At 40.6% G+C, this 12,599-nt stretch carries 16 protein-coding genes and 1 riboswitch; of the genes, 9 read left to right on the top strand and 7 right to left on the bottom strand.

All coding sequences use genetic code 11. The features are described from left to right. The first annotated feature begins 498 nt into the window (after positions 1-498). Positions 499-1,473, top strand: coding sequence for an LCP family glycopolymer transferase (locus tag RCG23_RS14290; RefSeq protein ID WP_308176253.1), 975 nt, complete (start codon positions 499-501; stop codon positions 1,471-1,473). Between the two features lie 101 nt (positions 1,474-1,574). On the opposite strand, the gene RCG23_RS14285 is transcribed toward RCG23_RS14290, so the two are convergent. The 4 genes from RCG23_RS14285 to RCG23_RS14270 form a co-directional block, all read right to left on the bottom strand. Beyond that, on the bottom strand, positions 1,575-1,700 hold the full coding sequence (locus RCG23_RS14285; protein ID WP_308176252.1) for a DUF3789 domain-containing protein: 126 nt from the start codon (positions 1,698-1,700) through the stop codon (positions 1,575-1,577). Positions 1,701-1,748: 48 nt separating this feature from the next. Then, positions 1,749-1,833, bottom strand: a riboswitch (cyclic di-GMP riboswitch). Between the two features lie 109 nt (positions 1,834-1,942). After that, positions 1,943-2,332, bottom strand: coding sequence for an SMU1112c/YaeR family gloxylase I-like metalloprotein (locus RCG23_RS14280; RefSeq protein WP_308180065.1), 390 nt, complete (start codon positions 2,330-2,332; stop codon positions 1,943-1,945). 32 nt (positions 2,333-2,364) lie between these two features. Continuing rightward, on the bottom strand, positions 2,365-2,541 hold the full coding sequence (locus tag RCG23_RS14275) for a VanZ family protein (protein WP_308176251.1): 177 nt from the start codon (positions 2,539-2,541) through the stop codon (positions 2,365-2,367). Positions 2,542-2,543: 2 nt separating this feature from the next. Next, positions 2,544-2,846 (bottom strand): VanZ family protein, encoded by a 303-nt coding sequence (locus RCG23_RS14270; protein ID WP_308176250.1) that lies wholly within the window; start codon positions 2,844-2,846, stop codon positions 2,544-2,546. A 391-nt stretch (positions 2,847-3,237) separates the two neighbouring features. Between RCG23_RS14270 and RCG23_RS14265 the strand changes: the two genes are divergently transcribed. The 5 genes from RCG23_RS14265 to RCG23_RS14245 all read left to right on the top strand — a co-directional run bounded on the left by RCG23_RS14265 (position 3,238) and on the right by RCG23_RS14245 (position 6,211). Next, positions 3,238-3,669, top strand: coding sequence for a hypothetical protein (locus tag RCG23_RS14265; protein ID WP_308176249.1), 432 nt, complete (start codon positions 3,238-3,240; stop codon positions 3,667-3,669). Further along, a complete protein-coding gene (locus RCG23_RS14260; protein WP_308176248.1) occupies positions 3,669-3,956 on the top strand; it encodes an LPXTG cell wall anchor domain-containing protein in 288 nt (95 codons plus the stop codon). Before RCG23_RS14265 ends, RCG23_RS14260 begins: the two co-directional genes overlap by 1 nt. 6 nt (positions 3,957-3,962) lie before the next feature. Continuing rightward, a complete protein-coding gene (locus RCG23_RS14255; protein WP_308176247.1) occupies positions 3,963-4,583 on the top strand; it encodes a class D sortase in 621 nt (206 codons plus the stop codon). Positions 4,584-4,961: 378 nt separating this feature from the next. Then, the gene (locus RCG23_RS14250; RefSeq protein ID WP_308176246.1) at positions 4,962-5,090 is read left to right on the top strand and encodes a hypothetical protein; all 129 of its coding nucleotides are present in this window, start codon (positions 4,962-4,964) and stop codon (positions 5,088-5,090) included. A 623-nt stretch (positions 5,091-5,713) separates the two neighbouring features. After that, positions 5,714-6,211 (top strand): hypothetical protein, encoded by a 498-nt coding sequence (locus RCG23_RS14245; RefSeq protein ID WP_308176245.1) that lies wholly within the window; start codon positions 5,714-5,716, stop codon positions 6,209-6,211. Positions 6,212-6,284: 73 nt separating this feature from the next. On the opposite strand, the gene RCG23_RS14240 is transcribed toward RCG23_RS14245, so the two are convergent. Beyond that, positions 6,285-6,680 carry an NUDIX domain-containing protein gene (locus tag RCG23_RS14240; protein WP_308176244.1) on the bottom strand — a complete coding sequence of 132 codons (396 nt, stop codon included), beginning with the start codon at positions 6,678-6,680 and terminating at the stop codon, positions 6,285-6,287. Positions 6,681-6,771: 91 nt separating this feature from the next. On the opposite strand from RCG23_RS14240, the gene RCG23_RS14235 reads away from it, so the two are divergent. The 3 genes from RCG23_RS14235 to RCG23_RS14225 all read left to right on the top strand — a co-directional run bounded on the left by RCG23_RS14235 (position 6,772) and on the right by RCG23_RS14225 (position 9,719). After that, complete coding sequence (locus RCG23_RS14235; protein WP_308176243.1) at positions 6,772-8,688, top strand: DUF2207 domain-containing protein; 1,917 nt, start codon at positions 6,772-6,774, stop codon at positions 8,686-8,688. A gap of 78 nt (positions 8,689-8,766) precedes the next feature. After that, a complete protein-coding gene (locus RCG23_RS14230) occupies positions 8,767-8,898 on the top strand; it encodes a hypothetical protein (RefSeq protein WP_308176242.1) in 132 nt (43 codons plus the stop codon). Then, on the top strand, positions 8,895-9,719 hold the full coding sequence (locus RCG23_RS14225) for a DUF3298 and DUF4163 domain-containing protein (RefSeq protein ID WP_308176241.1): 825 nt from the start codon (positions 8,895-8,897) through the stop codon (positions 9,717-9,719). The genes RCG23_RS14230 and RCG23_RS14225 overlap by 4 nt, the downstream gene beginning before the upstream one ends. Positions 9,720-9,899: 180 nt before the next feature. Here RCG23_RS14225 and rhaA read toward each other — a convergent pair whose 3' ends face one another. Continuing rightward, positions 9,900-11,153, bottom strand: coding sequence for an L-rhamnose isomerase (gene rhaA, locus RCG23_RS14220; RefSeq protein WP_308176240.1), 1,254 nt, complete (start codon positions 11,151-11,153; stop codon positions 9,900-9,902). 117 nt (positions 11,154-11,270) lie between these two features. After that, positions 11,271-12,584 carry a rhamnulokinase gene (rhaB, locus tag RCG23_RS14215; RefSeq protein ID WP_308176239.1) on the bottom strand — a complete coding sequence of 438 codons (1,314 nt, stop codon included), beginning with the start codon at positions 12,582-12,584 and terminating at the stop codon, positions 11,271-11,273. Between the last annotated feature and the right edge of the window lie 15 nt (positions 12,585-12,599).

The following is a 12,599-nucleotide window of genomic DNA, read 5'->3' as shown; positions in this document are numbered from 1 at the left end:
ATGGTGCCTGTCACCATCCAATTCTCTGGGAGGTGCCTGTCACCTCCCAAGTCTCTTCCAAGTTTCTTCCAAGTCCCCTTCCCCAATTTTTTTGTCACTGATTCCTTTCACCTATTTCTCCGTGGTTTCTCTACATAAACCCACAATTTCTTATATGAAAGACAGTGTACTCCGGCGTTTTTTTAGGACAAACTGTCTTTTTTTAAAAACCAAGTCGTTTCTTATCGAGAACATTTTGTTCAAAATAACAACTTGCTTAGATACTATAAGATTAATATTACTTTTTAAGGAGGATAAAAAGTGCCGTTATATCAAATGAAAGAAATTTTTACTCCTCTAAAAATAGTTGGAATTAAGATTTTTGTTTGTAAGGAAGGCTACACCTACATCAAATTCTGGAATAGACACCGTAGAAGAATTTTTAGATAACCCTTTTGTATGAGAACCAATATTGCCATATAAAAAGATCCTGTATATTTCAAGGTGGAGGCGGAAGGCTTGAGGAGCGAAATAAAGAAAAGAAAAAAGTGGCCTAGGATTGTTGGCCTTACGCTATTGTTTACCATGCTTGCCGGGGGCGCATATGCCTACTATATTTACAATTCGGTTACCAATACGGTTGCGAATATGTATAAACCGATTGTCCATGAAGAGCCTGAAAAACGTGTCAATGAGGTGCTGCCTGCTGCGAACAAACAGCCGACAACCAAGCCGATAACTCCTCGTGCACCTGCCACTACAAAAAAGCCTTTCTCTGTCCTGATGCTTGGTGTCGACCAGCGGCCTGGAGACAAAGGAAGATCCGATACCATCATCGTACTGACCGTAAATCCTAATAAAAAATCGGTGAAAATGCTCAGCATCCCGCGCGATACCCGTACTGAAATTATCGGAAAAGGGAAAGAAGATAAAATCAACCATGCTTATGCGTTTGGCGGCGTCCAAATGTCAGTCAATACGGTTGAACACTTCCTCGGCATCCCGATTGATTACTACATGAAAGTGAATATGGAAGGATTACGAGATGTAGTGGATGCCATTGGCGGCGTAAAAGTACATAACGATTTAGATTTCACTTCCGATGGTGTGCATTTTCCAATTGGTGAAGTCAGCCTGAACGGAAAAACAGCTCTTTCCTATTCGAGAATGAGATATGAAGACCCACATGGAGATTTCGGCCGTCAGTCAAGGCAGCGGAAAATTATCCAGGAGGTAATCAATAAAGGGGCTAGCTTCTCTACCCTTTCCAATTACAAAGGGGTTCTTGGAGCGATGGAAAAGAACATTCAAACAAACATGACCTTAAATGAGATGATCGATATCCAGAAAAACTATATTCAAGCGAGAGAACACATTGAGCAAGAGGCACTTGAAGGAAACGGAACAAAAATGAATAAAATTTATTATTTCATTGTATCTCCCGAAGAGAAGCAGCGGGTACATAATGAACTGATGAATCATCTGGAAATATAATTGTCGCAACGGAGTTGCCCCTCGCGAAACCCAAATCTTTTCTATTAAACAACAAAAGCCCCCTGCCAGCCAGAAAGGCCGTGCAGGGGGCTTTTTTTATATTAATACGCTTTTTCAGTAAAAAATGCTTCGGACTGCTGGTCCCCTCTTTTGGCAGCGACCATTAAACTCATTGTAAAAAGCATTGCAAATGACCCTACAAATAATCCAGCGATAAAAATAAACATAATTTACCCTCCTAATATGATTCATAAGTTCGCAGGAAGGTGAACATTTTCGGCAACTGGCTGGCATAGTCCTAGAACCTTAGCCCCTGTAGTTTTGCGGCACCATCTTTCAATAGTTTTGCCCTTTCGTACGAACTATGTATTTATACTAGAATTTTATACCAAAGCTGGTAAATGATAAATAGTACTCATGACCTATTAATTCTGACGATTGTAGACAGATTTACTTAACAAAAGTTAGTTTATCCCTCATAAAGCTCAATTGGCAATCCATCTGGATCAGGAAAGAAGGTGTACTTCTTCCCTGTCCATTGATCAACCTGAATCTCTTGAACTTCAAGTTGATTCTTCCTCAAATAATGAACCGCTTCTTCTATATTTTCCACTTCAAATGCTAGATGCCGCAGACCCGCTGCCTCCGGATAGCTCGGGCGTTCTGGCGGATTGGAGAAAGAAAACAACTCAATTTGATAGAGTCCGTTTACCTCAAGATTCAGCTTATAGGAATCACGTTCTTCCCTGTATATTTCCTGAATGGGTTTCAGCCCAAGCAAATCCACATAAAACTCTTTCGACCTTTTATAATTGGAACAAATAATCGCAATATGGTTATTTTTTTTAGTTTCATTTATATTCTCATTTCTTATACGACTCAATACCTATACTAAAACAGTCTCTCTTTAAAATTCTCGCCACTCACCCTTTTCTCCTTTTTCCTGCTGTAGAGGAAAGTTAAGAACAATGCAAATGAAGCACCGGCAGTGTCTATTAAAACATCCGTCACGAGCGGCGCTCTCCCAGGCACAAAGGATTGATGCCACTCATCCGATGCGGCGTACATGATTACCGCCATCCAGGTGATAAAATAGGCCCTTTTACATTTCTGATACACTTAAATAATAGGATAGCAAAAATCCCAAAAACAAGGAAATGGGCAATCTTCCTGATCACCATATTAATAACCTCTAGGTCAAACGGCAGCCCTCCAGTTTGGGGCCATTCTGCCTGTTCTTTAGCTAGAGTCCTGCGAATAATTTCAAATGTGTTTTCCCCGTAAAATAAGGAAGCTGCGTAAAGAAAAAAATAACAGCCATCCATGTTACTACAGCCAATATCCGATAATTTATTTTCATTATTAAATCCCATCCTTCTGGAACCCCCATGGAAGGTGCCTGTCACCTGGAAACATCCTGGAAGGTGCCTGTCACTTCATCCTATTAAAGTCTTGACCATATCCAGTAAGTTATATACCGGTAATTCTGAAGGTAACACGAAGAAATTTGGAAGGTATATGGAAGGTGCCTGTCACCTGGAAATCCTTTGGATGGTGCCTGTCACCATACCGGCACCACCCGGCCATACCCCAAAATACCCACTTCCAAACTGGTAAATCCCGCACATTTCGCTTGAATCAAGAAATGGTTCATGTCACCCATTTTTATAGGTCGAAAGATGTTATTACCTTTGATTTTATAGTATGTTTTGTAGAAAAATGGTATCTTATAAACTACTATATTACATACCAGAGGGTGAGATAATGAAGCTTAGTAAATCGTTGAAAAATGGGTCATTGGCAGCGGCTTTAGGATTGGGTCTTTCAGTTTTCGCAATTCCTGCCGGAAACGAAGCTTTTGCAGCTGACAATACGAAGGCACAATCGCAAAAACTAATCAATTCCCTGCAGTCTTTAGGTGTAAGCCAGGTTGATTATCTATACTCATACCTGCAATCAGTCAACTTAAGTAATGCAGAGGTTAATGGAATTCTTGCCAACACTAAACGTGTTAGTGATATTCTAAAAAACTCGAACCCTGCCAATCTGCCACAGGCACAAAAGGTTGAAGTGGCTCGCCTGTTCCTTGACAGTGTAAAGCTATCTCATCTGAAGGCTGCTATCGTAGATGATCAGGGCCGTTCAATTGATCCTACAAACTACAAGCCAGGCACAACAGCCTTAAAATCCAGTTAATGGACTTGAAAGGCAACTTGCTGGCGACAATCGATCCTAAGAAATCGGATTTGGATCCACGAGTTATCCAAAGCAAGCTGATTTCACTGAAGCAGGCAGTTCTTGCAAAAGAAGCACTTGAAAAGACCGGGAAATTCGTGCCAATGGCAGAAGCGAAGCTGCCGAAAACAGCAACAAATAACTATGATTATATGGCAATCGGCGGATTGATCATGCTTTTAGGCGGCGTTACACTGGTTCCTGCTGCAAGATTTTACCGTAAATCCGGCCAATCCGCAGAGGCTTAAGCCAACATGCAAAAGATGCACAGAAAAAAATGGAGATGGGTGATCCTTGCGATCCCCATCTTCGTCTTGTTAATTGGAGCTGGCGTTGTAGCCTATTTTGGTTATGATCTGACAAAACAAACGGTTCTGCTCGCACATACAGCCGTGAAGGAATATAAACCGGATCTTCCGGACAATAAGTTCGACCAGCCATGGCCGACATTGCCCGAACCTGGCACAAAAATTGGCAGCCTGAAGTTTTCATCGCTCGGATTAAATGTTCCGGTTGTACAGGGAACGCATGCTGATGAATTGAAAAAAGGCGCCGGTCACTTTGCAGGAAGCGCTCTTCCAGGACAGGGTGGAAACGTCATACTTAGCGGACACCGGGATACTGTCTTTGTTAAGTTGAAAAATCTAAAAAAGGGCGACCCCGTCACCTTTACAACACCATATGGCGATTTCGTTTACGAAACAACGGGTTTCAAGATTGTCCATTCCGACGACATGACGGTAGCAGTCCCGTCAGATCACGAAACACTTACGCTGACCACCTGCTATCCGTTCAACTTCATCGGAAACGCGCCAGACCGGTTCATCGTTTATACAAAGCTAGTATCTCAGCCTACCATAAAAGGAAAAAGTTAAACCGGACCAAGTCGTCCGGTTTTTTTGTTTTTGGTGCTATGTTACTTGGATTTCTCCAGCATCAATCTGGTAAATAATCGGAACGTGCCTGTCACCTGGAGTTTAATTGGGTAACTTTCCCCAGGGCATTTTTAACCAGATGCTCTCTTTTTATGCCTGCAAATCTATCATATTAACTAACCTCTTTATAAAATTCTTTCAACAACAAATGGCAAATAAATACATTTTTCGATTATAAATACAAGATTTTAGAAAAAAATAACATCATTTATTCGTTATATCAATAAATCAGTCGCTTTTTATCGATAACATTCTATTTAAATTAGGTTTTCCTTTAGGTAGTATGAAATTACCATTTCTTTTACAGGAGGTTAAAAAATGCCATTATTTCATATGAAGGAGATTTTTACTCCTCTTAAACTAGTGGGGATTAAGGTATTTGTTTGCAAGGAAGGCCAAACATATATTAAAATTTGGAATCGTCCAAGGAAACGAATTTTTGGATAGCTTGCACGAATCATTTTTATGAGACAGCATTACATAATAGGACTATTCACAAAAGGGAACGAGCCAAAAGCTCCTTCCCTTTTGTGTTTCTATTTTTTGGAAGGTGCCTGCCACCTGGAATATAGCTGGAAGGTGCCTGTCACTAAAAGTGTTACGCTTTTGCGAACCACTCGAGAAAAATATGTTAGTTATTCTTTTAATTTCTCTTTACACCCCTTACGCACTCTACTTTAATTCAGTTAATCAAACGTTTGATTAACTATTTTCCGACAAGCTTCGAGCGATGACAAGTTCTTCTGCAAAAAACAACTCTATTCTTACTTCCCACTGAAGAAGATTCTACTTGATCATTCAGGTTTAGATTTGGATTGATTCAGTCAAATGGAAATGTAATTATCAATAGATACATATTTCAGGAAAGAACATTAAAAAGAACAGCTTTAATTTGAGGGAATCATTTTCTTTTGTACCTCATCGCGAGTGAAAATTTTTCATTTTATTAGATTGTACCTGTCACCTCCTCAATGGAAATATAGGTAGTATTTCCCTCAATATTGTTATTTTTTTCATCATTAATAAGGAGTATGATGAGAAAGGAAAAGCATCAGGAGGGATTAACATCAATGAATGATTTTAAGCTAAAAAAGAAAAACAATAGACGGTTTTGGCTCATACTAGCAGCTTTTGCTTTTTTTGTTCTAACAGCCACTATCATTGCTGCAGCAAAACCATCGAAAACCAGTTCAACCGAAAATAAGAAAACCGAAATCCATAAAAAAGAACCCGTACAAAAACAAGCGGCTTCACAGGCAAACATAAAAAAACAAAGCACTAAGCCGCATCCAGCTCAAGCTCAGCCGAATACACAACCACCTGCTTCTGAACAACAAAACACAGACAAATCCAGCTCAGAACAACAAACTACTCCGGATACCACTTCGGAAGAAAAAGTTGAAAGGTATATGATCGTCGCAGTGGAACAGGACTATGTATGGGGCTATTCCAATGAAACAAACAGTAAAGTGAAAATTCCAAACGATGGGGTACTCAAGGAAGGGTCCATCGTAGATGCTCACTTTGATGGCAATCAGTTTACTTACTACACTCTAATAGAAGAATAATAGAAAAAAGTGACAGGCACCTTCCAGGGAAATGGAAGGTGCCTGTCACTTTTTAAATCAAACGTTTGATTAACTATTTTCCGACAATTTCCGAGGCGCGAAGGTCAATTCTAATAAAAAACCGCTCTATTAAAGGCATCGTATATGCATCAAACTTCTCTCTGTCATCAAGAGAAATCCACCCGATGTCGATAATATCGTTATTGACCTCATTGTTCGAATCGAGCCAGAGCTCCCCGCCCGTAATTTCACAAACAAATGTATACTTATCAGAGGTTTTATCTAGTAATTTTCTAATCGCCACATCATACCCCGTTTCTTCCTTCACTTCTCTAATGCAGGCTTCTTCCGGGGTTTCCTTCTTTTCAATCCCTCCTCCTGGATAATTCCAAACGATATCTCCTCTTTGAACATATTGTTTCACCATTAACACCTTGTTGTCTTGTAAAATCAGGGCCTGTGATATCAATGCCTCACCCTCTACTCTATTTTTTTTATATACATCCTAATCTACTATATATTACAATAAATGGTAACAAGAAACACAAGGAATTTAAGAGGTGTTTGCCCTGAAAAACATATTTAAAGCGATCCTTCTTCTGGCGGCTTTTTTTGCATTTGTCGTCCCCGCCCAGGCAAAATCGTATTCTATCGACCAGGCGAGGATTCGATACTGGATTCAGCCGAATGGTGATTTAGTAGTGAATGAACTGTACAGCTACACGGTTGATGGAAGTTTTAAAAATGTGACACGGACTTTCTCTAAAAAGTACAATAAAGGGATAGATCATTTTTTTGCCTATGAAGTTTCTAAGCCAAACGCAAAAATTTACAATATTGAAGATAAGGACTTGCACCCTCTTCAAGTTAATGTGAAGGGGTATACCTTCAAGAGTGATACCCAAGCAAAAAGCGGTAAGAAAACCATCTTCTATTACTATGTATTAAAGGGCGCAGTAAAGTCCTACCACTCCTACAGCGACTTGACGGTACCCATCTTTGGCAAAGGCGGTAGCCATGATACAGACATAAACAACATAACAATCGATTTTATCTTTCCTGACTTAGTCAATCCATACGAATACTATCCGTTTATTCATGATGGGCTCGGAAAAACAGTGAATCAGCAGTTTGGAGGTGTTACGTTAAAAACACCCGTTTCCAAAAGGCACACTTTAACAGAAGCCCGATTACTGTTTCCTTCAATTGTGATGGCTAAACAGAAAAAAACGAAGGCTCCGATTTCATTAAAAGAAGCCATCGCACAGGAAAAACAGCTGATAAAAACAGCTGCGGCTAAAAAAGAACAACAAAAAACCTACGGGAATTTTCTTTACCTAGCGGCTGCGGTGCTTGGGCTCGCCTGTCTGGCCATATTGTTTCGTCGTTTAACACAATCGAAAGCAGCCAGCCATCCAAGCGAATGGCTAATGAGTGACCCTCTCCTCATGGATATGGTCGACTGCCGTGGAAAAAAGAATTCGAATTCGCTTCTCGCTGGCTTATATTCACTGGTTGAAAAAGGCAAGGCCGAGGTCAGAGCAATACAAATGAAAACAAGGTTTGAAAATGAACACCACACGCCGAACGAGATGCTTTATTTTTCATTGAAAGTTCCGGAAAGCAGCCTGTCCCCCTCTGAGCAAAAGCTTGTGTCCTGGCTCTTCAGGTGCAAGGACCAAAACGGGAATCTCTCCTTTTTTATGAGCGATATTGCTGAAGCCACAAAACGGGATAAGACAACAGAGCGGCAGCTGTTTAAGGCTGATGAAAAAGAATGGTTTTCCAGTGTCCTAAGCGAAATGAAGGAAGCGGGCATTCTGAGTGATAAACGGATACGGCTGCGGGCGAGGACGCTGATGCCTGCTGTGGTCCCGGCTGTTATTTATGCTTATAGCCTGGACTCCGTGACTTTATTTTGGACTATTTTTTATGCAACATTAGCCGGTACGCTTCTGGTTCTGGGATGGCTCAAGCCCCAGCAGCGCTGGCGTGTCGTACTTTTCTTTACCGTTTCCCTGACGGCAACGTTTTTGCTGACTGATGCCCATATAATCCGTGGGCTCGCTTCACCCATTATCCTGTCATGCCTTCTTTATTGCTTGACACCAAGGCTAACACTCACCGAAAAGGCAGCTTCGATCAAAGCAACTATAAGAGAATTTACGAAACATATAAAACGTGAAGGAATCCCGGAAACAGCGTTATACAGGGAGCTTGAAAAATGGATGGTCCGGTCCCTTTTGCTAAAAGGAAAGAAACAGCCAAAAAGATACATGAAGGCAATCCATTTCGATACGGCGACTGCCGCGTCAGCGCCGCTCTCCTATCTGATCGTTTCAGGCAAGAACCTGGCGAATTTTTTAAAAATACCTGGAAATGGATTGTGCCGCTGGAAAGCAGCTCCTCTTCAAGCGACGTGGGATTTTCCGATGATAACGGTGGCGTTGATGCTGGAGCCGAATAAAAAGTCATAGAATCAGAAGTGATGAATACCATATAAATTGCGAGCTTAATATAAATCGTGCCGTATTAGGCATGGATTACTGGAGGTTATGATGAAAAAGAAATTCATTCGTTTGATTGTTTTCATGGCGTTTCTTCTGATTGCTTCCCTCCCTCAAAACGCTTCGGCAAAGGTAATCTGGAACGGTGCAGAACTGAAAAAGGCGAAATCGGCCAATTGACGGTATTGAAGCAGACTAACCTTTATATGATGAATGGAGTCACAAAGACTTTTGTAAAAAAATTAAGCCCTGGTGAAGTGTATCGCATTTACAACTTCCTTCCGGGAAAACTGGGATTGGGCGCAGGCTATTTTATTGACCGTGACAGCCGCATCAAATACCAGACTCCATCGAAGGAAAAGCTGCAGGCATTAGGAGTAACAGTCCTCAAAATTAAATACCAAGGTGTCCTTGATTATCCCCAGGTGACCAATCTGCTCAGCAAAGCGGCCCAGGATAAAATAAACGTGACATTAAAAAAGCACATCAATGATTCTTATACGGCTTTACTTCGACTAGAAGCACAGGAAAAAGAGGATCGGCAGAAGTATTTGGATGAGCATGGCTATCCAGTTCCTAAAGATGAGGACTATATGTATAGCTATGAATATGATGTAACCTATCAGGTCAAGTACAATGAAAACAACCAACTCAGTCTTCTTGTATACGACTATATATATACCGGCGGGGCCCATGGAATGGAAATTGTGACTTCCTATAATTTCAATGTGCTAACAGGCCAGCAGCTGAAATTGGGAGATATTGCGCAAAGCACAACCGGCTTTAACAAAATCAAAAAATATGCCATCGCAGACCTTATGAATCGTGCAAAACGAGGCGAAGGAATTTTCACTGGTGATCTGAACAAAATGGAAATAAACAATAACCGCCCATTCTACTTCACCTCAAACGGCATCGCAATCATATTCCAGGAATATGAGGTTGCCCCGTATGCTGCCGGAATGCCTGAAGTAAAAATACCTTATAAAGTGTTTAAATAAAAAAGAGCCGGTCCTCCATGCAATTGTGCTGGAGGACCGGTTCTTTTCAGGGGTGACAGGCACCTTCCAGACAATTGGAAGGTGCCTGTCACCCAAAGTGCTCGACGTAAATCCAATTAATCAAACGGTTGATTAACTATTTTTCGACAATTATTGGTTGGTGGCGGCAGGGAATCGTTATTATCTCTTAGACAAAACTTCTTGCTCATACGTTTTTACTTCTTCTATCCACGATTCTCTTACTGGAACACCCGTAGTTTCGCAGTAGTAATCCCAAACGGCTCCAAATGGATAGGTTTTGAATTCTTCCATAAGCGCCAATCTTTCTGTAAAATTACCTTTCTCCTGCAATTGCTTTAGATATTCATTTGGAACTAACATCGCATAAAGCAAGGCTTTAATCATATTTCGTGTACCGATTGTCCATGCTGCCACACGATTGATGCTGGCATCAAAGAAATCAAGCCCAATGATGACACGATTTAACGCGTCATTTCGAACAATTTCATGTGCGATTTCCCTTAATTCATCATCAAGAATAACAACATGATCACTATCCCAGCGAACAGGCCTTGACACGTGCAGGGCAAGCTTATCGCTGTAAAGAAGCATCGAGGAAATTTTATCAGATACCTTTTCCGTTGGATGGTAATGCCCTGTATCAAGTAAGCACAATTTTTTATTTTTTAAAGCATAGCCAAGATAAAATTCATGAGATCCGACTACATAGGATTCAGAGCCAATGCCGAACACCTTACTTTCCACAGCATCCAAGTTATAGTTCTCATCTACTTCAACTGCATAGATCCTATCCAATGAATCCTTTAATCTTTGTCTGGGACCAAGGCGGTCACTCGGAATATCCTTATAGCCATCCGGAATCCAAATATTTGTTAATGCAGGTGTACCAAGCTCTTTTCCGAAATACTCGCCAATTTTCCGGCTGCCAATACAGTGATGAATCCAGAATTCGCGAATTTCATCGTTAGGATGTGAAAGTGTCAAACCATCTGCAGCTTTAGGGTGGGAGAATAATGTGGGATTGTAATCCAAACCAAGTCCGTTATCCTTCGCCCATTTCACCCAGTTTTCAAAATGCTTTGGTTCAAGCTCATCTCTTTCCACCATTTCGCCATTGGTCTCCGCATAAATAGCATGTAAATTGACGCGATGCTTTCCCGGTATCAATGAAAGCGCCTTTTCCAGGTCACTTCTTAACTCTTCAGGAGTGGTTGCCTTACCTGGATAGTTTCCTGTCACATCAATACCGCCTGATAATTCGCTTGGATTCACTTCAAATCCCCGGATATCATCACCTTGCCAACAATGAATAGAAATCGGTACATTTTTCAACTTTTCCACTACTTCATCAACATGAATACCCCATTTTGAATAGGCATGTTTGGCAAGTTCATAGCTTTCAAGTATGGACAATTCCCCTTCCCCCTTATCAGTTTGTTATAGATTTGGCAGGTAAATATTTTTTCACTTTAAATGATTTTTGAATGATTGAGCGGGCTTCCTTCATATCACGAATTTCACCTAGAGCAATTAATTGTGCAACAATGTTGCCAATGGCTGTTGCTTCGACTGGCCTGCATATACCTCTTTTTTGGTTACATCGGCAATTAGTTGATTGAGCAGTTCATTTTGACAGCCGCCGCCAATGACACTCAATTTATCAAATCTCTTTTCAAAAATTCCTTCAATTTCAGCTACCGCTGTCTTATAGCTGGCTGCCAAACTATTAAATACACATTTTGCCACTTCCCCTGGCACAGTAGGTATCGCCTGTTTCGTCTTCATACAATAATTCATGATTTCCTCAATCATGTTGTCAGGTTTTAAGAAACAATCATCGTTCACATTGACGATTCCACTGAAGTCCTTTGCTTCTCTGGCTAATTCAACGAGCTCGGCAAAGGAATATTTATCATTGTAGTTTCGCTTCACTTCCTGGATCATCCAAAGACCCATACAATTTTTTAAGAATCGGAAGTGATAATCCATCCCGCCTTCATTGGAAAAATTACAGTCCATTGCCATCTCGGTACAAATTGGATCATCATTCTCCACACCAATCAATGACCATGTACCAGAACTGATGTAGATCGCATCTTCTTCAGGAACGGAAAGGACAGCCGAGCCTGTATCATGTGTTGCTGGAAGGATAACTTTCATATCATAGCCGAGTTCTGAAACTAATTCTGGTGCTAAAGTTCCGAGAATGGTTTTTGGCAATTGGATCTCTTTAAACATCTTATTATTCAATCCTAGTAAATCGATTAGCTGATAATCCCACTTTTTCGTAAAAGCATTCACTAGCTGTGTTGAAGTGGAATTCGTATATTCATTTACTTTCTTTCCTGTTAATAAAAAATGGAAATAATCTGGGATCATTAAAAAGGATTTTGCTTTTTCAAGGATTTCAGGATTGCTTTGTTTGATAGAAAAGAGTTGGTAAATGGTATTAAATTTTTGAAATTGGATGCCCGTTTCTAAATAAAGCCTTTCCTTAGAGACAAGCTTAAAGACTTCTTCCATCACGCCATCCGTCCGTGGGTCGCGGTAGGAAACAGCTTCCGTTAATGGACAGTCTTCTTCATCCAATAACAAAAAATCAACCGCCCAAGTGTCAATCCCGATACTGTCCGGCTTCATTTCTATTTCACTAAATAGTTTAAGACCATTCTTAATTTCTTGAAAAAGCTGATCTAGCTCCCAGCAAAACGTCTTATCTTTTTTAACCATCTTATTTTCAAAGCGATTAATTTCGCTTAACTTTAATATCCCATTCTCAAGGTACCCTAAAATGAGCCTTCCACCTGAGGCACCGATATCGACGGCAACACTGTATTTTGTCATTACCATCACCCTTCA

Origin of the sequence: Neobacillus sp. PS3-34, from assembly GCF_030915465.1 — a bacterium.
Lineage (GTDB): Bacteria > Bacillota > Bacilli > Bacillales > Cytobacillaceae > Neobacillus_A.
This window is presented reverse-complemented; position numbering and strand designations above follow the sequence as displayed.

Excerpts from the sequence above, each read along its gene's own strand:
- RCG23_RS14285 (WP_308176252.1), bottom strand. The coding sequence starts at position 1,700 with ATGTTTATTTTTATCGCTGGATTATTTGTAGGGTCATTTGCAATGCTT.
- RCG23_RS14275 (WP_308176251.1), bottom strand. The coding sequence starts at position 2,541 with ATGTACGCCGCATCGGATGAGTGGCATCAATCCTTTGTGCCTGGGAGA.
- RCG23_RS14270 (WP_308176250.1), bottom strand. The coding sequence starts at position 2,846 with ATGGGATTTAATAATGAAAATAAATTATCGGATATTGGCTGTAGTAAC.
- RCG23_RS14265 (WP_308176249.1), top strand. The coding sequence starts at position 3,238 with ATGAAGCTTAGTAAATCGTTGAAAAATGGGTCATTGGCAGCGGCTTTA.
- RCG23_RS14260 (WP_308176248.1), top strand. The coding sequence starts at position 3,669 with ATGGACTTGAAAGGCAACTTGCTGGCGACAATCGATCCTAAGAAATCG.
- RCG23_RS14255 (WP_308176247.1), top strand. The coding sequence starts at position 3,963 with ATGCAAAAGATGCACAGAAAAAAATGGAGATGGGTGATCCTTGCGATC.
- RCG23_RS14250 (WP_308176246.1), top strand. The coding sequence starts at position 4,962 with ATGCCATTATTTCATATGAAGGAGATTTTTACTCCTCTTAAACTAGTG.
- RCG23_RS14245 (WP_308176245.1), top strand. The coding sequence starts at position 5,714 with ATGAATGATTTTAAGCTAAAAAAGAAAAACAATAGACGGTTTTGGCTC.
- RCG23_RS14230 (WP_308176242.1), top strand. The coding sequence starts at position 8,767 with ATGATGAAAAAGAAATTCATTCGTTTGATTGTTTTCATGGCGTTTCTT.
- rhaB (WP_308176239.1), bottom strand. The coding sequence starts at position 12,584 with ATGACAAAATACAGTGTTGCCGTCGATATCGGTGCCTCAGGTGGAAGG.